General features: G+C 65.0%; 20 protein-coding genes, 1 tRNA gene and 1 pseudogene. 11 read left to right on the top strand and 11 right to left on the bottom strand.

Going from position 1 to position 19411, the window contains the following annotated elements; all coding sequences use genetic code 11:
* Positions 1 to 77 precede the first annotated feature (77 nt).
* From H276_RS22670 to H276_RS0107025, 5 genes are all read right to left on the bottom strand, one after another.
* On the bottom strand, positions 78 to 398 hold the full coding sequence (locus H276_RS22670; protein WP_019970592.1) for a hypothetical protein: 321 nt from the start codon (positions 396 to 398) through the stop codon (positions 78 to 80).
* Positions 399 to 444: 46 nt separating this feature from the next.
* Positions 445 to 972 carry a hypothetical protein gene (locus H276_RS0107010; RefSeq protein ID WP_019970593.1) on the bottom strand — a complete coding sequence of 176 codons (528 nt, stop codon included), beginning with the start codon at positions 970 to 972 and terminating at the stop codon, positions 445 to 447.
* Positions 972 to 1280, bottom strand: coding sequence for a WXG100 family type VII secretion target (locus H276_RS0107015; protein WP_019970594.1), 309 nt, complete (start codon positions 1278 to 1280; stop codon positions 972 to 974). The genes H276_RS0107010 and H276_RS0107015 overlap by 1 nt, the downstream gene beginning before the upstream one ends.
* Positions 1281 to 1547: 267 nt before the next feature.
* Positions 1548 to 2231 (bottom strand): hypothetical protein, encoded by a 684-nt coding sequence (locus H276_RS0107020; protein ID WP_196807856.1) that lies wholly within the window; start codon positions 2229 to 2231, stop codon positions 1548 to 1550.
* A gap of 151 nt (positions 2232 to 2382) precedes the next feature.
* A complete protein-coding gene (locus H276_RS0107025; RefSeq protein ID WP_026356679.1) occupies positions 2383 to 3864 on the bottom strand; it encodes a carboxyl transferase domain-containing protein in 1482 nt (493 codons plus the stop codon).
* Between the two features lie 135 nt (positions 3865 to 3999).
* Here H276_RS0107025 and H276_RS0107030 point away from each other — a divergent pair, with 135 nt between their 5' ends.
* From H276_RS0107030 to H276_RS25510, 7 genes are all read left to right on the top strand, one after another.
* The gene (locus H276_RS0107030) at positions 4000 to 4734 is read left to right on the top strand and encodes an enoyl-CoA hydratase (protein ID WP_019970597.1); all 735 of its coding nucleotides are present in this window, start codon (positions 4000 to 4002) and stop codon (positions 4732 to 4734) included.
* A gap of 1 nt (position 4735) precedes the next feature.
* Entirely contained in the window at positions 4736 to 5956 is a 1221-nt protein-coding gene (locus tag H276_RS0107035; protein WP_019970598.1) for an MBL fold metallo-hydrolase, read from the top strand.
* Between the two features lie 47 nt (positions 5957 to 6003).
* Positions 6004 to 7575 (top strand): serine hydrolase, encoded by a 1572-nt coding sequence (locus H276_RS0107040; protein WP_019970599.1) that lies wholly within the window; start codon positions 6004 to 6006, stop codon positions 7573 to 7575.
* A gap of 102 nt (positions 7576 to 7677) precedes the next feature.
* The gene (locus tag H276_RS0107045; protein ID WP_196807857.1) at positions 7678 to 10056 is read left to right on the top strand and encodes a cation-translocating P-type ATPase; all 2379 of its coding nucleotides are present in this window, start codon (positions 7678 to 7680) and stop codon (positions 10054 to 10056) included.
* 71 nt (positions 10057 to 10127) lie between these two features.
* Positions 10128 to 10307 (top strand): antitoxin, encoded by a 180-nt coding sequence (locus H276_RS0107050; RefSeq protein WP_019970601.1) that lies wholly within the window; start codon positions 10128 to 10130, stop codon positions 10305 to 10307.
* A gap of 3 nt (positions 10308 to 10310) precedes the next feature.
* The gene (locus tag H276_RS0107055; RefSeq protein ID WP_019970602.1) at positions 10311 to 10757 is read left to right on the top strand and encodes an SRPBCC family protein; all 447 of its coding nucleotides are present in this window, start codon (positions 10311 to 10313) and stop codon (positions 10755 to 10757) included.
* A gap of 22 nt (positions 10758 to 10779) precedes the next feature.
* The gene (locus tag H276_RS25510) at positions 10780 to 10908 is read left to right on the top strand and encodes a hypothetical protein (RefSeq protein ID WP_019970603.1); all 129 of its coding nucleotides are present in this window, start codon (positions 10780 to 10782) and stop codon (positions 10906 to 10908) included.
* A 42-nt stretch (positions 10909 to 10950) separates the two neighbouring features.
* Here the strand turns inward: H276_RS25510 and H276_RS0107065 are convergent, their stop codons facing one another.
* Complete coding sequence (locus H276_RS0107065) at positions 10951 to 11397, bottom strand: cupin domain-containing protein (protein ID WP_019970604.1); 447 nt, start codon at positions 11395 to 11397, stop codon at positions 10951 to 10953.
* 19 nt (positions 11398 to 11416) lie between these two features.
* Here H276_RS0107065 and H276_RS0107070 point away from each other — a divergent pair, with 19 nt between their 5' ends.
* Both H276_RS0107070 and H276_RS0107075 read left to right on the top strand, forming a co-directional pair.
* Complete coding sequence (locus H276_RS0107070; protein ID WP_019970605.1) at positions 11417 to 11845, top strand: hypothetical protein; 429 nt, start codon at positions 11417 to 11419, stop codon at positions 11843 to 11845.
* Positions 11842 to 12432: a GNAT family N-acetyltransferase gene (locus H276_RS0107075; protein WP_019970606.1), complete on the top strand. Its 591-nt coding sequence runs from the start codon at positions 11842 to 11844 to the stop codon at positions 12430 to 12432. The genes H276_RS0107070 and H276_RS0107075 overlap by 4 nt, the downstream gene beginning before the upstream one ends.
* 283 nt (positions 12433 to 12715) lie before the next feature.
* On the opposite strand, the gene H276_RS0107085 is transcribed toward H276_RS0107075, so the two are convergent.
* The 4 genes and pseudogenes from H276_RS0107085 to H276_RS0107105 form a co-directional block, all read right to left on the bottom strand.
* The gene (locus H276_RS0107085) at positions 12716 to 13945 is read right to left on the bottom strand and encodes an acetyl-CoA acetyltransferase (protein WP_019970607.1); all 1230 of its coding nucleotides are present in this window, start codon (positions 13943 to 13945) and stop codon (positions 12716 to 12718) included.
* A 103-nt stretch (positions 13946 to 14048) separates the two neighbouring features.
* Positions 14049 to 14456 carry a hypothetical protein gene (locus H276_RS0107090; RefSeq protein ID WP_155942991.1) on the bottom strand — a complete coding sequence of 136 codons (408 nt, stop codon included), beginning with the start codon at positions 14454 to 14456 and terminating at the stop codon, positions 14049 to 14051.
* Between the two features lie 777 nt (positions 14457 to 15233).
* Positions 15234 to 16198, bottom strand: a pseudogene (locus H276_RS22675) (RtcB family protein).
* A 203-nt stretch (positions 16199 to 16401) separates the two neighbouring features.
* A tRNA-Arg gene (locus tag H276_RS0107105) sits at positions 16402 to 16474 on the bottom strand.
* 552 nt (positions 16475 to 17026) lie between these two features.
* Here H276_RS0107105 and H276_RS0107110 point away from each other — a divergent pair.
* Entirely contained in the window at positions 17027 to 17941 is a 915-nt protein-coding gene (locus H276_RS0107110) for a universal stress protein (protein ID WP_026356683.1), read from the top strand.
* A gap of 45 nt (positions 17942 to 17986) precedes the next feature.
* Here H276_RS0107110 and H276_RS0107115 read toward each other — a convergent pair whose 3' ends face one another.
* Positions 17987 to 18571 carry a hypothetical protein gene (locus H276_RS0107115; RefSeq protein WP_019970610.1) on the bottom strand — a complete coding sequence of 195 codons (585 nt, stop codon included), beginning with the start codon at positions 18569 to 18571 and terminating at the stop codon, positions 17987 to 17989.
* 208 nt (positions 18572 to 18779) lie between these two features.
* On the opposite strand from H276_RS0107115, the gene H276_RS0107120 reads away from it, so the two are divergent.
* Positions 18780 to 19325 carry a hypothetical protein gene (locus tag H276_RS0107120; RefSeq protein ID WP_019970611.1) on the top strand — a complete coding sequence of 182 codons (546 nt, stop codon included), beginning with the start codon at positions 18780 to 18782 and terminating at the stop codon, positions 19323 to 19325.
* Positions 19326 to 19411 lie beyond the last annotated feature (86 nt).

Below are 19411 nucleotides of genomic sequence, written 5' to 3' on the forward strand. Positions count from 1 at the left end.
TGCGTCCTGTCGTCTGTTCGGTGGAAAGCACTGCGGCGTCGAGTTTTCGGCCAGTGCCGCAGCTGACGAAGGAGCAACTATTGCGCTTCCGGCCTGTTCACCTCCGCCACCTCAGCATCATCTTTGCCGCCAGTGCGGGCGCAAGCGACGAGGGCGGTTACCGCCGCCATGAATGGAACGCTGAGCGGCCAGGCGATAACTAGGTACATCGGTCCCCACAGCGTGAGGCACATGATTGCCAGTCGAACGGTCTCCCCGGTGGATATGGGTTCTGGGCCTTCGTGATTGACAATGAATCCGATGCAGACCGCAACACCAGCGAGAATGCAACAGGTCACTACGACCGCGGCGAGAGACCACAAGACGCGGCGGCCGCTCGGTTTGGTGAAGGTGATCATCGTCCCTCGCTGACTGTCGGGATAGAACCGATCGGGTTCGCAGGGTCTACCAGTTTCGTGGTGTGCTGTGTGAACGGGTCCGGCGCGAACGGAATCGCGTTCTCCAGTTCCCAGCGCCAGTCAGGAATGTTCGGGCTAGTTCGCGGTCGATCATCTCTGCCGAGGCGAGAAGCTGGTGAAGGGTGGTGGTGATGTAGTCAAGATCGTCCTGGTTGACTTCGTCGGTGATGGGGGTGACGGTGCCGGTTTCGAGGTTGATATCGAACTTGCCCCGTGCGAGGTCCAGGACGTCTTGCAAGAATGTCTTGAGTGCATCGATCTCGTCAGCAGCAGTAGAGATGACCTTCGATGCTTCCTGCCGTGCGGCGATATGGCCAACGAGGTAAGTGTTGAGTTTGTCGAGGCTGCCGTTGGCCGCGTCGGCCGCCTGACCGCTCCATGTCCCTAGGTGGGGGAGAGCCCGCAGTCCGTCTCTAACACCGTCCATCGAGGTAGATGTGGCGTCCAGTGCTGTCGAGACCTCGCGGACCTGCCCTGAACTCCACCGTTGGACGTCGGCGAGTGTGAGTGACATCAGAGATTTTGACGGATGCGGACCAGATCGGCCGCAGCATCTTCGTCAAGCGTCTCGTACTTGTGTCCGATGTGACGGAACGCATCGCGGTGGTGGCTCAGCTCGTTGCTGATGTGGTTGGCAACGGTTTGCAGGTGACCAATCTTGTCCTTGATCGCCTCACCGGACGATCCGACCCACCCGGAACTTGCTGCATCGATATCGGCGTTTGCCGAGTCGTGAACTTGGGTGTGCTCAGCTTCGTGCATATCAAGGTGATCAGCCGACATGAGCAGGTGTGTCGGATCGACCTTCAGAGACTTTGACATTGCTCCCCCTCAACAGCAGTGTTAGCCCTGACGCCAGGCTACCCGATAGGCACACGCGCAATTGCTCCAGCCGCCCCATACCGTCTGGTCGACCACAGGTGCTTGACTCGGTCATGCATTCATGGTGTCGCACGGCGATAACCGGCAGGCGGTGTGGACTGTGACGCCGATTGCGTCCGCGGTTCTGGATCCCGGTGCACAGCCTTTTCGAACTGGTTCTCGTCGTCGCGATCGTCGCCGCATGGGGCGATGCCGTGGTCCGGGCGCTCACGCTTCGAGTTCGCCGGCGATCCGACGTTCGATGGCTGCCCGGGCGGTGGCCGGCAGCACGAACAATCCGTCGAGTTCCCGGCGCGCCTTGCTGTAGGCGTTCTGCCGCTCCTGCGGCGTGGCCGCTGCATCGGAGGCAAGTCTGAGCAGCTGCTGGGCGCGCGCCAGCCGCTCCTGGTCCTCTGGGGAGAAATCGCTGCGCCGCCGCCGGATTGCCTCGGCCTCGGCGACGTCGAATGCCGAGGTGTACTCGTGCACAGCGTCGCGATACTCCAATTGGGCGTCACGGTCGCCGAGCATGTCCTCGAGTTTGTCGGGACGCAGCCACTCCGCGCGGCTGCGCGCCTTGTGAAAGGCGATGGTCAGCGGCTCACGCATATCGGTCATGAGCGGGAAATCCAGCAGCTTGGCGATGTCGATCTCGTAGTCCAGCCACCGGGCGTTGGTGCTGTCGTGCTGTTCGAGCAGCTTCTTGAGTTCGCGCTGCGCGGCCGAGTCCGACATCTTGGCGCTACCTGCGGCGCGGGCCAGCTCGATCTTGGTCTGCTGCTTGATGCGGTAGCGCTCCAGGCGACGCTCGGCCCGGCGTTCGTTGGCGGCGGCGACCGCTTTGATCCCACCGCCGATCGCGCCGCCGAGCGGAAAGATCAGCCACCAGAAGTTTCCGGCGAACTGCAGCATCGGCTCCACCACCCCAGGATGCCATCGGGACAGGGGATGGGCGCCGCCCCTACGTAACACCAGGGCGGAACATCCGCGCAAAACGCGCCGCCACGTTACGAGCGTAAACCTCGGCGTCGGGTGCGGCATACCCTGCGGGGCGCTTTCACGGTCAGCCGGGCAATCCGATCCGTCGGTAGCGGTGCAGCCGCATGCCGATCCGCTCGGCGTCGGGTACGGTGCGCAGCCGGTGCAGTTCACCGGCGATGGTCGCCGACAGCCGGGCGGTGAATTCGGCCGGCTCGTCGGCGGCGTCCGGCCGCTCGGCCACGACGGCGTCGACGATCCCGTTATGCAACAGATCCGTGGACCGGATACCTTGTGCGGCAGACAATTCCGGGGCATGTGCGGTATCGCGGAACACGATCGCACTGGCCCCCTCGGGTGGCAGCGGAGCCAGCCAGCCGTTGGCGGCGGCCAGCACTCGGTCGGCGGGCACCATCGCCAGCGCCGGCCCGCCACTGCCCTGGCCCAGCAGTACCGACACCGTCGGTACTTCCAGCGTCACCAATTCGGCCAGGCAGCGGGCGATCTCGCCGGCGAGGCCGCCCTCCTCCGCTTCGGCCGACAAGGCCGGGCCCGCGGTGTCGATCATCGACACCAGCGGTAGGCGCAAGTCGGCGGCCAGCGCCATGCCGCGCCGGGCCTCGCGCAGCGCCGCCGGACCGACCATGCCGATGCGCTGCTGGCCGAGCACCACGGCGGGCTGTCCACCGAAGCGTGCCAGCGCCAGCAGCATCTGCCCCGAACCGCCACCGGTACCCGACAGCAGCACGCGGTCTGTGGCACCGTGCTTCAGCACGTACTCGGCACCGGGCCGGTCCGGCCGCCGTGACGCGGTCACCGAATCCCAGGCCGGCACGTCGGGCGGTGACGCCGGCGGCGGTTCGGGTGGCGGCGGTTCGGGTGGCGGCGCCCCGGGGGAGTCGCACATCACCGTCAGGGTGCGGTGCAACACCGCGCGCAGCGCCTCCACCGGCACCACGCCGTCGATGACGCCGTGCTGGAAGAGGTTCTCCGCGGTCTGCACGCCGGCAGGGAACTTCTCACCGTAGAGCTGCTCGTACACCCGGGGCCCGAGGAACCCGATCAGCGCGCCGGGTGCGGCGGCGGTGACGTGACCCAGTGATCCCCACGAGGCAAACACCCCGCCGGTGGTGGGATGGCGCAGGTAGACGATGTAGGGCAGATGGGCCCGCTTGTGCAGCTCGACGGCGGCGGCAATCTTGACCATCTGCAGGAACGCGACGGTGCCCTCCTGCATCCGCGTGCCGCCCGAGCTCGGCGAGGCCAGCAACGGTAGCCCTTCAGCCGTCGCGCGGGCGACCGCCGCGGTGATCCGTTCGGCGGCGGCCACCCCGATCGACCCGGCCAGGAAGTCGAATTCGCAGGCCAGGACCGCGACGCGACGGCCGAACACCGTGCCCTCCCCGGTGATCACCGACTCGTCCAGGCCGGTCTTCGCCTGCGCCTGCGCCAATTCGCGCCGGTACTCGTCACTGGCAGCGGCCTCCAGTGGTGGCGCGTCCCAGCTCCGGAACGAACCTTCGTCCAGCACGGCATCACGTAGCGCAAGGGCCCCGATCCGACTCACGGCAGAAGGCTAACCCGACGCGCCGCCCACCCGCAGTGGCGGCGAAGGTCATCGGTTTGCCAGACGGCTGGCCGCCGGTCAGCGGCGAGAACTGTGCGCGGTCGCGACCCCGGAGTAGATGGTTAGGCTGGCGACATGATTGGTGTCACCCGAGACGGCAATGTCCTGACTCTGGAGTTACAACGTCAAGAGCGGCGCAACGCGCTGAACTGCGAACTCGTCGACAGGTTGCGTGAAGCGGTCGAAAGCGCAGCCGGCGAGGATGTCCGCGCGATCGTGCTGACCGGCCAGGGCCCGGTGTTCAGCTCCGGTGCCGACCTGACCGACGCGACGGGGATGGCCGAGAAACTGCCCGACAAAGCTCTGGCCCTGAACCTCGCGATCGACAAGACGCCGGTGCCGGTTATCGGCGCCATCAACGGCCCCGCGATCGGCGCCGGGGTGATCCTGTCCATGATCTGCGACCTGCGGGTGGTGGACACCTCCGCGTACTTCCAGTTTCCCGTTGCCAAATACGGCCTGGCTCTTGATAACTGGAGTATCCGCCGACTGACTTCGCTGGTCGGCTACGGTCGGGCCCGCGGCATGCTGCTGGCGGCCGAGAAGCTCACGGCCGAAACGGCACTGCTGACCGGTATGGCCAACCGCATCGGCACGCTGGTCGACGCGCAGAAGTGGGCCGCAGAGATCGCCGGCTTTGCGCCGCTGGCGCTGCGGCACGCCAAACGGGTGCTCAACGATGACGGTGCCTACGAAGAGCAGTGGCCTGAGCACAAAGAACTGTTCGACAAGGCGTGGTCCAGCGGCGACGTCATCGAGGCGCAGGTGGCGCGGCTGCAGAAGCGGCCACCGAACTTCACCGGGGCCTGAGGTGCTGCGCGCCGCGCTGCGGTTCGGAGTCCGGTCCACCTCGCTGCTCGCCGGTGGCTGGCTGCTGCGTGCGCTGAGCGGCACGGCGGCGGCCGTGGGCGCCAGCCCGCGGGAGATCCGACCGGTGGTCCAGCGGTCCCCGCAGTACACCGGCGAGGCCTTCGTCAACATCGAACCGGCGTCGCCGGGCATCAGCATGGACCGCGAGGCGCGGCGTCTGCTGATCAGCGAGATGTTCGGCTCCCGCCGCGCACGTAAGAACAAGGAGCAGTACGGCCGGGGCGCACGCGAGGAGCAGTACGGCCGGGGCGCACGCGAGGAGCAGTACGGCCGGGGCGCACGCGAGGAGCAGAACGGCCGGGGCTCCAGCTGGCCGGTCGGCCCGATTCCGCTGGCCGAACCGGTCGACGGGCCGGCGGGCGAGTCGGCGGTGTCCTGGTACGGCCATTCCAGTGTGCTGGTCGAGGTCGACGGGTATCGGGTGCTGGCCGATCCGATCTGGAGTCGCCGCTGCTCGCCGTCGCGCGTCGTCGGGCCGCAGCGGCTGCACGAACCGCCTCTGGCGCTGGACGAACTGCCCGCGATCGATGCGGTGCTGATCAGCCATGACCATTACGACCATCTCGACATCGACACCGTCGTCGGGCTGGTCCGCACCCAGCGGGCACCGTTCGTGGTGCCGCTGGGGATCGGCGCGCATCTGCGCAAGTGGGGTATCCCGGAGTCGCGCATCGTCGAGTTGGACTGGAACGAAAGCCACCGCATCGGTGAGCTGACCCTGGTGTGCACGCCGGCCCGACACTTCTCCGGGCGGACGTTGCGCCGCAACACCACGCTGTGGGCGTCGTGGGTAATCGCCGGACCGCGGCACCGCGCATTCTTCGGCGGGGATACCGGCTATACCAAGAGTTTTGCCGAGATCGGTGCGGACCACGGACCTTTCAATCTGACGTTGCTGCCGGTCGGGGCCTACCACCCGGCATGGCCGGATATTCACATGAACCCGGAGGAAGCGGTGCGCGCTCACCTGGACATCACGGAGTCCGGGCTGCTGGTGCCGATCCACTGGGCAACGTTCCGGCTGGCGCCGCATCCGTGGGCCGAGCCGGTACAGCGGTTGCTGGCCGCCGCGGGCCCGGCGGGCGTCCACGTTGCGGTACCGCGGCCGGGACAGCGGGTCGATCATCAGTCGCCCGCACTGGACCCGTGGTGGCAGCTGTAGCGCCATTGCCCCGAATACCCGCCGGATTGCGGGCATACTCGCGTGCTGTGAACACCGTTCGTTCGTTCGCCGGCCTTGTACTGGGGCTGGCCCTGTTGACCGGCTGCACCGGGCCTTCCGAACCTGCGCGGCACCTCAGTGAGGTGCCGCCACCGCTGGTGCCGGCGTTACCGCTACCCGATGACGCCGTGGCGAAAGCGGTGGACAAACTCGACGGTATCGCCGCGGAGCTCATGCGTTCGTCCGGTATCCCCGGGCTGGCGGTCGCTGTGGTGCACGGTGGAAAAACCGTGTATGCCAAGGGTTTTGGTGTGCGTGACGTGCGCAACGGCGACGGTCCGGACAATCGGGTCGACGCTGACACGGTGTTTCAGGTGGCGTCGCTGTCCAAATCACTGGCGGCCACGGTGGTCGCACACCAAGTCGGGACTGGGGCGATCGGTTGGGACACCCCCGTCGTCTCGAAACTGCCGTGGTTCGCGCTGTCCGATCCGACCACCACCGGCCTGGTCACAGTCGGTGATCTGTTCGCGCACCGGTCCGGGCTGCCCGATCACGCCGGGGACAAGCTCGAAGACCTGGGCTACGACCGTCGTGAGGTGATCGGCCGGTTGCGCATGCTGCCCTTGGCGCCGTTCCGGATCTCATACGCCTACAACAACTTCGGTCTCACCGCCGCTGCCGAAGCGGTCGCCACCGCGGCAGGCAGGAGCTGGGAGGATCTGTCGCAGGACGTGCTCTACCGTCCGCTGGGGATGAACGCGACGAGTTCACGCTTCGCTGACTACGCCGCCCGGCCGGACCGCGCCGTCGGCCACATCCGGATCGGGGATCGCTATGAGCCGCAGTACGTGCGCGACGCCGACGCGCAGTCCCCGGCCGGTGGGGCCAGCTCATCGGTCAACGACATGGCCCGTTGGCTGAGGATGGTGCTGGCTGACGGCAACTTCGACGGACGCCAGATCGTGGACCCCAAGGCGCTGTTGCCGGCAGTCACGCCGCAGGCGGTGTCCGCCCGGGCCACCGAACCGGCGATGCGGTCGGGTTTCTACGGCTACGGATTCAATGTCGGCTCGACCTCGGCGGCCCGCATGCAGTTCAGCCATTCCGGAGGGTTCGATCTCGGAGCGGCCACCAACTTCCTCATCATTCCGTCTGCGGATGTCGCGATCGTCGCGTTGACCAACGCCCCTCCGACGGGCATCCCCGAGACCCTGACCGCAGAATTCGCCGACCTCGTGCAGTTCGGCGAGGTACGTCAGGATTGGCGCACGCTCTACGCCAATGCCTTCGCGTCGATGGATGCGCCCGAGGGAGCCCTGCTCGGCAAGCGCCCACCCGCCAATCCGACTCCTGCCAAGCCTCTTTCGGCCTATACGGGCGTGTATCGCAACGACTACTGGGGGCCCGCCACCGTCACAGAGGTCGATGGCAAGTTGATGCTGGCGCTGGGGTCGAAGTTGTGGGTACCCCTCGGGCATTGGGATGGTGACGTCTTCACCTTCATGTTCGTCACCGAGAATGCCCCGCCGGGAACGGTTTCCAAGGCGACGTTCGATGGTGACAAGCTGACACTTGAGTATTACGACGAGGACGGAATGGGGACTTTTTTCCGATGAGCCGCTTGCGCGAAGAGAATGAGCACCGATGAGCCGCTTGCGCGAAGAGAGAAAGTTCCGATGAACCCCTTGCGTGAGGAGAGTTCAGTACCGGTGACGACCATGACCTCCGCTGGGCTGACCGATGCCGAAGTCGCCCAGCGGGTTGCCGAAGGCAAGACCAACGATGTGCCGACCCGCGCCGCGCGCAGCGTCTCGGACATCGTGCGGGCCAACGTCTTCACCCGCATCAACGCGATCCTGGGTGTGCTGTTCCTCATCGTGTTGTCGACCGGCTCGGTGATCAACGGGGCGTTCGGGCTGCTGATCATCGCCAACAGCGCCATCGGCATCATCCAAGAGCTGCGGGCCAAGCAGACTCTGGACAAGCTGGCCATCGTCGGGCAGGCGAAACCCAAGGTGCGCAGGCTCACTTCTTCCGGGCAGGCGTCCAGCCCCATGCTGCCCAGCGAGGTCGTGCTCGACGACGTCATCGAGCTGGGGCCGGGTGACCAGATCGTCGTGGACGGCGAGGTTCTGGAGGAATCCAGTCTTGAGGTCGACGAGTCGTTGCTCACCGGCGAAGCCGATCCGATCACCAAGCACGTCGGCGATACCGTGATGTCCGGCAGTTTCGTGGTGGCAGGCGCCGGGGCCTACCGCGCCACCAAAGTCGGGCGCGAGGCCTATGCCGCCAAGCTTGCCGAAGAGGCCTCGAAGTTCACCCTGGTCAAATCCGAACTGCGTAACGGCATCAACAAGATCCTGCAGTTCATCACCTATCTTCTGGTGCCTGCCGGGCTGCTGACCATCTACACGCAACTGTTCACCACCCGGGCGGACTGGCATGACGCGGTACTGCGCATGGTCGGTGCACTGGTGCCGATGGTCCCGGAGGGCCTGGTGCTGATGACGTCGATCGCGTTCGCCGTCGGGGTGGTGCGGTTGGGCCGTCGGCAGTGCCTGGTCAACGAGTTGCCTGCGATCGAGGGGCTGGCCCGGGTCGACGTGGTGTGCGCCGACAAGACCGGCACGCTGACCGAGAACGGCATGCGGGTCAGCGATCTGAAGACCCTTGAACACCAAGGCGTGCCCGACGTACTGGCCCAGCTCGCGGCCGACGATGCCAGACCCAACGCCAGCATGGCCGCCATCGGCGAGGCGTACCGGATGCCGCCGGGCTGGACGGCCACCGCGACGGCGCCGTTCAAATCCGCGACCAAATGGAGCGGTGCATCCTATGGCGAGCACGGCAACTGGGTGATCGGTGCGCCGGATGTATTGCTGGATCCGGCTTCTCCGGTGGCAGAAGAAGCCGAGCAGATCGGTGCGCAGGGACTGCGGGTGCTGCTGCTCGGCTCCTCCGACCTGCCGGTCGATGCGCCGCAGGCCCCGGGCGTCGTCACCCCGGTGGCTCTGGTGGTGCTGGAGCAGCGGGTGCGGCCCGACGCTCGTGACACACTGGAATACTTTGCCTCGCAACATGTCACGGTCAAGGTGATCTCCGGGGACAACGCGGTGTCGGTGGGTGCGGTGGCCGCCACGCTGGGCTTGCACGGGGAGACCCTGGATGCCCGCCGGCTGCCCGAGCAGCCCGAGGAGCTGGCCGACACGCTGGAGGAGTACACCACGTTCGGCCGGGTGCGGCCGGACCAGAAGCGCGCGATGGTGCATGCGCTGCAGTCGCGCGGCCACAACGTCGCGATGACCGGCGACGGCGTCAACGACGTGCTCGCGCTCAAGGACGCCGACATCGGCGTCGCGATGGGGTCGGGTAGTTCGGCGTCGCGGGCTGTGGCGCAGATCGTGCTGCTGGACAACAAGTTCGCGACGCTGCCCTACGTGGTCGGCGAGGGTCGCCGCGTGATCGGCAACATCGAGCGGGTGTCGAATCTGTTCCTGACCAAGACCGTCTACTCGGTGCTGCTGGCCATCCTGGTGGCGTGCGCGGGGTTGTCGTCGCGGTTCTTCGGCACTGATCCGCTGTTGTTCCCGTTCCAGCCGATCCACGTCACCATCGCCGCCTGGTTCACGATCGGCATCCCGGCGTTCATCCTGTCGCTGGCGCCCAATACCGAGCGGGCCCACCCGGGATTCGTGCGTCGCGTCATGACGGCGGCCTTGCCGTCGGGTCTGGTGGTGGGCACTACCACGTTTGTGTCCTATCTGATCGCGTATCAAGGCCGTGCGGCGAGTGAAACCGAACAGACGCAGGCCTCCACTGCCGCCCTGATCACGTTGCTGGTGTCATCGCTGTGGGTGCTGTCCGTCGTGGCACGGCCCTACCAGTGGTGGCGGGTGGCTCTGGTCGTGGTGTCGGGTCTGGCCTATGTGGTGATCTTTTCCCTGCCGCTGGCCCAGCGCCTGTTCATGCTGGATCCGTCCAATCTCGCGGTGAGCTCGGTTGCCCTCGGGATCGGTCTGATCGGTGCGGTGCTCATCGAGGTGTTGTGGTGGGTGCAGGGTGCTGTGCTGGGTGAACGGCGTCGCTTGTGGAGATAGCTGAGACGCGGCAGACTGGCAGCGAAATGCGTCCTGCGTTTCCGACGAGTCTCAGACGATAGGGTGGGCACATGAGTTTCCTGGACAAGGCCAAAGACCTGCTGTCGCAGAACGCCGACAAGGTGGACACCGCCATCGACAAGGCAGGCGACATGCTCGACGAGAAGACCGACGGCAAATTCTCGAGCGTTGTGGACAAGGTGCAGGATGCCGCCAAGAACGCCATCCAGAAGGACGAGCCGACGCAATAACCTATGGCGAAACTTTCTGTCTCCGTTGACGTTCCACTGCCACCGGAGAAGGCGTGGGAGTACGCCTCGGATCTGTCTCGCTACGACGAGTGGTTGAGCATTCACCGGGCGTGGCGGTCGAAGCTGCCGGAGACCCTGGAAAAGGGCACCGTCCTCGACTCGATCGTCGAGGTCAAAGGCATGCTGAACCGCATCAAGTGGACGCTCGTGCACTACCGGCCGCCGGAGGCTCTGACCCTCAACGGCGACGGTCGGGGCGGGGTCAAGGTGAAGCTGCTCGGCAAGATCAAACCGGCGGCGGTCGATGGCGGCGAGGGGGCGACGGTGACATTCGACGTGCATCTCGGCGGCCCGGCACTGTTCGGGCCGATCGGCATGGTCGTGGCGGCCGCGCTCCGCAGCGATATTCAGGACTCCCTGAACAAGTTCAAGTCCTTGTGCGCCTCGTAACGTTCTACGCCGAGCAGACGCGGTGGTACCTCAACACCGGCGTGTCGCGTACTTGGATGTCTGCTCGCCGTTGAACACCCCGTATGGCCGGTTGGCGGCCGTCGCCGATCTGACCGGCGCCGCGTTCAATCTGTCGTCACTGCAGGACTGACCTCGGTTCTTCCGGACAGTTCTCCCGCCGCGTTGGGTGTGCTCAGTCGGACGTCGCGCCCAACGCGAAGTCGGCGAAGTCGAAGCCCGGCACCACCACGCAACTGACCAGCGCTGCTTCGTCATCCAGCGGTCGCGCCCGCTGCCAGTGGCCCGGCGGCACCAGCAATTGCGGATGCTGCCGGGCCGTGATGTCGGGGCCGAGCACGTGCGTCGCCGCGTCGTCCTGTGCAACACCGATTTCCAGCACCAGTGGACTACCGCGGTGGTGGAACCACAGTTCGGCACTGCGCACCGTGTGCCAGGCCGACTGCTGTCCGGGCATCAGCAGGAACAGGATCGCCGTACCCGCACTGCGCGGCCCGTTGTAGCCCGGGGGCAACGCAGCCTCGCTCACGCTCAGGTCACTGCGCCAGGTCTCCCGGTACCAGCCGCCCTCCGGGTGTGGCGACAGATCGAGCTTGCGGGCCCAGTCCGGTAGCAACGTCACACCCGATAGTCTCGTCGCTATGGTGCGTCTGCGTCCAGGTTGGCTGGTAGCCCTGTGCGCCGCCGTTCTGGTGGTGGTCGCCTGGTTGCCGTGGTTGACGACGAGCGCCAACGGCGGCGGCCGGGCCAACGCGATCGGCGGAGCGGTCGGCAGCATCGTGCTTCGCCAGGGTTTCGGCGCGGGGCAGTTGATCGTGTTGCTCTCCTCCACGCTGATCGTGGCCGGTGCCATGGCCGGGCGTGGGCTGTCCGAACGGATGGCATCAGCTGCGGCGCTGCTGGTTTCGCTCCTGCTGATCGCAGTGACCGGGTGGTACTACACCCTCAACGTCAAACCTCCGGTCGCAGCGGGCTACGGCCTCTATGTCGGCGGGGGACTGGCCGTAGCCGCGGCGGCATGTTCGGTGTGGGCGTTGGTGTCCACTCTGGGGAAGAAAATGAGCTCATGAGCGAATTCGTCGAACCGGTGGAACTGACCGGCCGGCAGTGGGTACGGCTGGAACCGCTGACCCGTGCGCATATCCCGGAGATCGACGCTGTCGCTGCCGACGGTGAGCTGGGCACGTTCTGGTACACCATGACCCCGGCTCCCGGCAGGGCCGAGCAATGGGTCGAGCGCATGCTGGAGCTGCGGGCCGCGGACGACGGGGTGAGCTTCGTGGTCCGGGCGCTCGACGGCCGGCTTGTCGGCTCGTCCAGCTATCTGCATGTGGACGGGCCCAACCGCCGGCTGGAGATCGGCCACACCTGGTACGTCCGGGATGTTCGTCGCACCGGCGTCAACGCTGAGACGAAGCTGCTGCTGCTCGGCCACGCCTTCGACGAATTGAACTGCGTAGCAGTGGAATTCCGCACCCATTTCTTCAACTTCGCCAGCCGGGCCGCGATCGAGCGGTTGGGTGCCAAGCTGGACGGGGTACTGCGCAGCCACCAGATCGCGCCTGACGGCTCGCGGCGGGACACTGTGGTGTACTCACTCCTCGACATCGAATGGCCTGCTGCGCGCAACAATCTGAGATTCCGGCTCGATCGCTGACCTACCTGCGGGCTGACCGACCCCAATATCGCGCACCCGCAACGGTTCTCCGCACCGGTCGCTCAGTGATCCCCGGCGGCGACCAGCAGGGTCCATTCGTCACCGAGTAGACCGAGCATCCGGCTGACGGCATTGGGCCGCACTTAGATCCGCCATCGGTGCAGCCGCAGCAGGTCCTCCGGTGCGGCCGTCGGCCTTGGGATGCGCTGACACGCCAAGACCCGTTGGGAATCCACTGGACCAGTCCTCGTTCAGCAATGTGCGTGCGCCCCCGGGTGTAGGGTCACGCGACCGAACCTCGTGTGACGACGAAACTGACGGTCGTAGCGGTGCTGCCGCCGAAGTTCAACGTGCCGAAGGTGTTTGCCCCGTCGACCTGATAGCCGCCCGCCCTACCACTGACCTGCTTGGCTGCATCCACCAGCATGCGGACTCCAGAGGCTCCTACGGGATGCCCGCCGCCGATCAACCCACCGCTCGGGTTGATCGGCAATCGGCCGCCGATCTCGATCTCCCCGTTCTCGATGGCCTTCCACGACTCACCCGGGCTGGTCAGCCCGATGTGGTCGATGGTCAGGTACTCGCTCGGGGTGAAGCAGTCGTGTACCTCGAAACCGTCGACATCGCCGAGCGTGACGTGGGCCCGATCGAATGCGTCCTGCACTGCGTTGTGGACGTGGGGTAGCAGGTACGGGTCGCCGTCCGCCGGTGCGTCAGCTCGGTCCAACTTCTCTCGCAGTCCCAAACCGACTGTGCGGTGGCCCCAACCGGCGATACGCGCGAGAGGTCTGGCTCGCCGATGGTTGTCCAGAAACGCGTCGGTGGCCAGCACCACACCTGCGCCGCCGTCGGTCAGCGGGCTGCAGTCGGAGTGCCGAATACGGCCTTCCACAAGGGGATTGGCGGTGTTGTCGTCGATGGTCAAGTCGGGCAGCGTCCAATTACGGCTCTGCGCATTCGGATTGGCTCGCGCGTTGCGGAAATTCAGCGTGGCAATGGCATCCAGATGAGCGCTGAGCAGGCCGTACCGACGGTCATACTCGTCGGCGATCTGAGAGAACATCGATGGCCACAAGAACGTCGCGTCGGTGCCCTCGTGATCGGTCCATGCTGCCGTGCCGAGATGACGTGCGGCGATGTCGCCGGGCACAGTTTTCTCCAACTCGACACCGATGACCAGCGCGCTTTCGTAGGCCCCCGAGCGTAGATCCGAGACGCCGGCGAGGGTGGCGATGCTGCCCGACGCGCAGGCCGCTTCGTGGCGCGAGGATGGAGTCGCCCAGAGGCCCTCGTGCACGGTAGCCGGCATCGCGCCGAGGTGTGCTTGGTGAGCAAACAACTCGCCGAACGCATTCGCGACGTGGACCACGCCGATGTCGGCGGCCTCGACTTTCGCTGCAGCCAACGTGTTGTCGACGATTTCGCAAGTCAGATCGGCGAAGTCAAGCTCCTCGCGGGTCAGATTGCGGGCGAAGTCACTCTGGTATCCGCCCAGAATCCAGACGTTCTCCATGACGGGAGGCTACTGCAACTAAGAGAGTGACTAGGTCTGATTCAACCGGAGGTTTGTCGTTGCTTTGTGAGTATTTGCAGCCGAGTTTTCGGCTCCACAGCACTCAGCCGTGCTCCTCGCCGTCGAACCTGATGTCGTCCAGTTCACCGGCCTTGGCCTGCAGCCGATCGCTGATGAAGGTGTCGGCGGCCACCAATCGCTCGGCGTTCCAGCGGATGTCTTCTTCGTGCCCGCGGGCGGCCGTGTGGCGGGCGGCCACGTTCAAGAGGTCTGGACGGCGGGTGTCGCGCACCGAGAGATCGTCGCCGACCTTGAAGCCTGCGTCCTCCGCCTCTGTTATTGCTTCGAGGACCTTGCGCTGTGCGGCGTGAATGTCGGCAATGCCGTTCTCTGCGATGTCAGCCGCCTCCACAATGACGTCGGCGTGACTGCGGACGACGGCGGCGTCGGCGGTCGCCCGGTCCAGTGCGGCGTCCTTGGCCTCACCTTCCCATTCGGTGCCTCCGGGCATCGCCACATCCAAACGGTGCTGTGCGAACAGTGTGTCAGACTCGCTGGCAGAGGTGCGCCACCGATTTGCGGCCACCGCTAGGTGGGAAGTGTCCCAGTTCTCGATCTGAGACCGTGAGGGGAGAACCGGCTCCGGCGAAGCGGCCGAGTTCATACCGATCGGGTAACTGCATCCGCACCTTCGTCATCGGTGTCGGCATAGCGGATCGCTGCCGTGCTCATTGCCGTGTGGTGTCTGCCCATCCGGGCCGACTGACGGATGCGGACGGAGGTGACTGCAGCGCCGAACTGCAAGACTCCTGCGTGACTGGGTTGGCCACCTGGACCGTGGCCGGTTTCTAGATTTTCCACGAGCCTATCCGAGATGTCAGTACTACGTGCCGCGGCCGCGTTCAAGCCCGCAACATCGACTGTAAGACCTGCCATTTAGTGCCCCTCGCCACACACAACAGAGTGCCCCTCGCACACCACAGACAGTCCGGACGCTACCACTGCTGAAAATACCTATGCGCAGTGCGGGTTTTGTGAGCAGCCGGTCGTCCTCGCCCTTTAGGGCATTATGCCTGGTAGCCCGGTTGTGAGACTGCTATCCCGGATGTGGGTGAACATTCTTCGGCGGCCGCGCATCGTCGGCGGGTCGGACGACGAAGCTATATCCACAGCCTCTATCCACAGTGGGGATGAATTACACGCGTGTGGTTCGATCGGTGCCCGGTGGTGGCTGCGGCAGAAGAATTTAGTGCTGGGCAGCACCGATAGCATCGAATGCGTACGCACCTCAGGTGCCCTTCACGTTGAGGACCTGGCGCAATTCGTGTTCCACCTCCACGAGGTCAGCAGCGTCGGCCATCACCTGGTCGATGTCCTTGTAGGCATCGGGAATTTCGTCGACGGGTCAGCCATACGTCGCGGCCGCCGTGCTGCTCCTTCTGGGTGTAGTTGTGGTGGCAATTCACACGCTCGACCTCGATGTCCTCGGCGGTGTCGGCATCGCTACCCATCCACCTCGCCAGTATCGCGCGGAACCGGTCTATCATCTCGGCGCGGTTCTCCAGCGCGAACCGCTGCGCCCACTGCAATTCCCTGATGTAACAGGAGAATTCGGGTGCTGACTGCGGCAGATATGCGAGGTCCGGGTTCGGCAGGTCGATTTGCCAGCTCCCGCACAGACGCTGCGCTACCTTGATGTGCTTCTGCGCGATCTTGTTGCCGACGCCGCGCGATCCAGAGTGCAGGAACATCCACACGCGCTGCTGCTCGTCCAGGCACAGCTCGATGAAATGGTTACCGCCGCCGAGTGAGCCGAGCTCTTCCCGCCACTTCGGCGAGTGCGACAGGTCGATGTGCTCGGCGCGTGCCCTGTCTTCGAGGTCAGCAAGCCGATCGCGAGTGAAGGGAAAGCGGTCGACGGCGGTGTTGTAATTGCCCGGCGAGCGGTGTGGCGCTCTCGATCGCATCGCGCAGATCGACGAGGGCGCGGCCATCCAGGTCCCGTCGGTTATAGATGGTGCGGGCGGCGATCATGCCGCAGCCGATGTCGACGCCTATCGCTGCCGGGATGACGGCGTCGATCGTCGGGATGACGGTGCCGACCGCTGATCCCTTACCGCTGTGGGCGTCGGGCATCAGCGCTACGTGCGGATGCACAAACGGCATGGCTGCGGTCTCTTTCGCCTGCTCGATGGTGTTGTCATCGATGTGCGAGGCGAAGTTGAGCAGCTTGTGGCCGTCGATCTGGTGCACGCTTCTGATTCTCCCGGGGCTCTCGACCGATATTCGCGGTCAATGCATCAGCGAAGTTGCGGAGCTTGAGGCAGATATCCTTTGCCACATGTGCTATCACGGGTGATACCAAAAAATTTGATACCACCGGTGATAGCAGGTTTGCAGAGCGTATGCCCAGGATTTCCTGATACTCATGTGACAGGTGTGGCCATTATTGAGTGTGCCCCCGGCAGGATTCGAACCTGCGACACCGGCTTTAGGAGAGCCGTGCTCTATCCCCTGAGCTACGGGGGCCGGAACCTACCGGAATAGGTGCAGACCAGAGGGACGACTCATGCTAGTCGGCCGATCGTGGACCGGTGGCATCGGGGCCGTCGGCGGCGGTGCCTGGTGGACGAGCGGCGCCTCGTGTGTGTACCAGGGGGCGGCTGTCGGAACGGGGCCTCATCAGCGGAGGTCGGAGCTTTGGGGGTTGGAGTGCGCGCCGGAGGTTTCGGTGCAAACCGGCGAGTCAGGGTCCGTTCCCGCCGCGATGTTGAGCGGCGCCCGATTTCTCGTCAATTCCGTTGGTGCAAAATATGTTTGGTTGTTTGCTATGAGCGTTTCAGGTCGGTGACGCGCCGGGAATAGTGGTCCGTGGGGCGAGTTCCTTGGTGTCGTCTCGGGCAGATTTGTGCGCGAGGTCCTTCATTAGTGGTCGAGATGTTCTGGCGGTAGAGACGAACTGCCCGTCGCGTCCTAAAATGGTTATGCCGCACCGGGACTGACACTGGCGGGTGACGTGCAACTACGCACGACCATCGACCTGCGGGAGACCGCGGAGTGAGCATGGCAGGAGGACCCGCAATGTCCGAACACACACCCCGCCACGGAGTGGTGGTAGGAGTCGACGGATCGCCGTCGGCAACGGCGGCAGTGCGCTGGGCCGCGCAGGAGGCGGTGATGCGCAATCTTCCACTGACTGTGGTCCATGCCGAGACAGCCCCGCCGGTGACGAGATCGATATTCGCCTGGCCTGCCGGCAGAATTCCCGAAGAGGTTCTCGAAATCGAGGAGAACCAGACGCATGCCATTGTCGCGGAGGCCGTGGCGGCTGCTGAGTCCGGCGCCGGTGTCGGTGGCGGATTGAAGATCGACAGTCAACGGTACGTCGGATCACCGGTCGCGACGCTGGTCGAACTCTCCAAGGATTCGCACATGGTGGTGGTGGCATGTCGTGGTCGATCGGGACGGCATCGTCGTCTACTCGGTTCGGTCAGTGCGGGTTTGCTCCATCACGCGCATTGTCCTGTTGCGGTGGTCCACGACCTGAACCAGGCAGTGCAATCTGAGGACGCGCCGGTCCTCGTCGGAGTGGACGGTTCTCGCGCATCCGAGTTGGCGGTGTCGATCGCGTTCGAGGAGGCCTCGTGGCGAGATGTGGATTTGGTGGCGCTGCACGTATGGAGTGATGCCGAAGTGTCGTCGATACCGAGCCTGGAATGGTCGGCACTGCAACGAGTGGCCGAGAAGAATCTGGCCGAGGCATTGGCGGGCCAGCAGGAGCGCTATCCGGACGTGAGCGTCGTCCGTCTCGTCGAATACGACAATCCCACCGTTCACCTGATCGAACGTGCAGAACAGGCCCAGCTGGTAGTGCTCGGGAGCCACGGCCGTGGCGGGTTCGCTGAAATGTTTCTCGGTTCGGTGAGTGCCAGGGTTGCGCAGGAGGCGCATGTTCCGGTGATTGTCGCTCGTAGCGATGAGAGCAGACGGGGCTGATGACGTGAGTGGTCGGCTAGCGCACCGGCAGCTGGTGTGGGTCAGTCAGCTGCGATTCGTCCGGCCGTTCTCCGCGAGTTCCTGCAGTTCACGGTCCCACTCGGCGTAGCGCCGCCGGTCGACCCGGTTGCGCACCACTGTCAGCACCGCAGCGCCGGTACTCGCGACAACCAGCCACGACGAAATCGCGAGAGTAGCCGCATCAACAGCAGCGTCGCGGTCGGTGGGCGGAGCGACCGTCTGGTTGCCCGCGGCGTCGACCCAAATGGGTTCGCGGTCGCCCGGTTTCATATTCGTCGTTGTCTGGATGGTGTTGATGTGCTGCTGGCCGGCCCAGAGCCACTGGACGGGTGTCACAAAATCATCTTGATGGCGCTCTTTGTCCGGTGAGCTGTGGTCTGTTGCGACGGCGTCTATGTGGTGGCTGGTGAGCCGTTGGGCCGCGTACTCGTGCACACGACTGTCGTAAGTCGTCGTTCCCATCGCGCCGGCAACCGGGACTGCAAGGAGTACGAGGATCAGGACAAGAAAGGCCGCAGCTGCCTCGATACGGTCGCTGGTACGGATCAACGCATTGCGGGTCGCCAGCCGGAGGATCCAGGTTCCGGGACTGAGCGTGAAGGTCTCCATGGTCCCTCCTCGTGTACCTTGTCGGCAGCTGCCCGACACCATCCACGTTCCCGCAATCAGCTGTGGGATTACAGAGTCCAAAGTCCTGCCTTTCTGGACAGTCCGTTACCGTCGCGCGAATTCCGGTGGGCGCTAATGTGGTTGATGCTGGGCTTCGATCCGATGCGCAGGCAGGGCAGTAGATTTGAGCAGCAAACGGGCATTGGCGATGACAGATGACATCCTGACCGATACACAGATCGCCGCGATGACAGGGGCTCAGCGGCGGGAGCTGATCCAGCGCCTCGAACGCCCCCTCGAGGAGTTGAGACCGCGACGATTACCGGCCAGGCTGAAACAAGCTCATCTGGGTCTGATGACCGGCGGCGTGGTCTTCATGATCCCGTGGATCGTCTATCTGTCGGTGACATTGCCGCAGAACTACACCGTCCGAGACTGGCCGTTGACGTGGGTGGGCTTCGACAGCCTGCTGGTGGTGTTCATGGCGGCGACGGCCATCCTCACCTGGATGCACCGCCAAATCCTGGTATTTCCGGCCTTCACCACCGGCATTCTGCTGCTGTGTGACGCGTGGTTCGACGTCACCACAGCCGGCCCCGGTGATCTGTTCGCGTCGGTGCTCACGGGGGTGTTGGGAGGTGCGCTCGCTGTGGTTCTCATCGCCGGATCCTTGAGCCTGGTGCGAGTGAATGCCCGACGGCTGTGGATGCTCGACCACGGCCAGCCCTTGTGGCGGCTCCCGCTGTTCTCCTGATCGGTGTATAGACAGCCGTCGACCAGTGGATTGCGCCGGCAGCTCGTGCGGCCGGGACGGCGTTGTTGGTGTCGATCCTGGTCGGG

This window comes from Mycobacterium sp. 141 (assembly GCF_000382405.1).
Classification (GTDB): domain Bacteria; phylum Actinomycetota; class Actinomycetes; order Mycobacteriales; family Mycobacteriaceae; genus Mycobacterium.

Excerpts from the sequence above, each read along its gene's own strand:
- H276_RS0107045 (WP_196807857.1), top strand. The coding sequence starts at position 7,678 with ATGACCTCCGCTGGGCTGACCGATGCCGAAGTCGCCCAGCGGGTTGCC.
- H276_RS0107110 (WP_026356683.1), top strand. The coding sequence starts at position 17,027 with ATGTCCGAACACACACCCCGCCACGGAGTGGTGGTAGGAGTCGACGGA.
- H276_RS0107070 (WP_019970605.1), top strand. The coding sequence starts at position 11,417 with ATGGTGCGTCTGCGTCCAGGTTGGCTGGTAGCCCTGTGCGCCGCCGTT.
- H276_RS0107055 (WP_019970602.1), top strand. The coding sequence starts at position 10,311 with ATGGCGAAACTTTCTGTCTCCGTTGACGTTCCACTGCCACCGGAGAAG.
- H276_RS0107075 (WP_019970606.1), top strand. The coding sequence starts at position 11,842 with ATGAGCGAATTCGTCGAACCGGTGGAACTGACCGGCCGGCAGTGGGTA.
- H276_RS0107090 (WP_155942991.1), bottom strand. The coding sequence starts at position 14,456 with ATGCCCGGAGGCACCGAATGGGAAGGTGAGGCCAAGGACGCCGCACTG.
- H276_RS0107115 (WP_019970610.1), bottom strand. The coding sequence starts at position 18,571 with ATGGAGACCTTCACGCTCAGTCCCGGAACCTGGATCCTCCGGCTGGCG.
- H276_RS0107030 (WP_019970597.1), top strand. The coding sequence starts at position 4,000 with ATGATTGGTGTCACCCGAGACGGCAATGTCCTGACTCTGGAGTTACAA.
- H276_RS0107085 (WP_019970607.1), bottom strand. The coding sequence starts at position 13,945 with ATGGAGAACGTCTGGATTCTGGGCGGATACCAGAGTGACTTCGCCCGC.
- H276_RS22670 (WP_019970592.1), bottom strand. The coding sequence starts at position 398 with ATGATCACCTTCACCAAACCGAGCGGCCGCCGCGTCTTGTGGTCTCTC.
- H276_RS0107015 (WP_019970594.1), bottom strand. The coding sequence starts at position 1,280 with ATGTCAAAGTCTCTGAAGGTCGATCCGACACACCTGCTCATGTCGGCT.
- H276_RS0107020 (WP_196807856.1), bottom strand. The coding sequence starts at position 2,231 with ATGCTGCAGTTCGCCGGAAACTTCTGGTGGCTGATCTTTCCGCTCGGC.
- H276_RS0107010 (WP_019970593.1), bottom strand. The coding sequence starts at position 972 with ATGTCACTCACACTCGCCGACGTCCAACGGTGGAGTTCAGGGCAGGTC.
- H276_RS0107050 (WP_019970601.1), top strand. The coding sequence starts at position 10,128 with ATGAGTTTCCTGGACAAGGCCAAAGACCTGCTGTCGCAGAACGCCGAC.
- H276_RS0107120 (WP_019970611.1), top strand. The coding sequence starts at position 18,780 with ATGACAGATGACATCCTGACCGATACACAGATCGCCGCGATGACAGGG.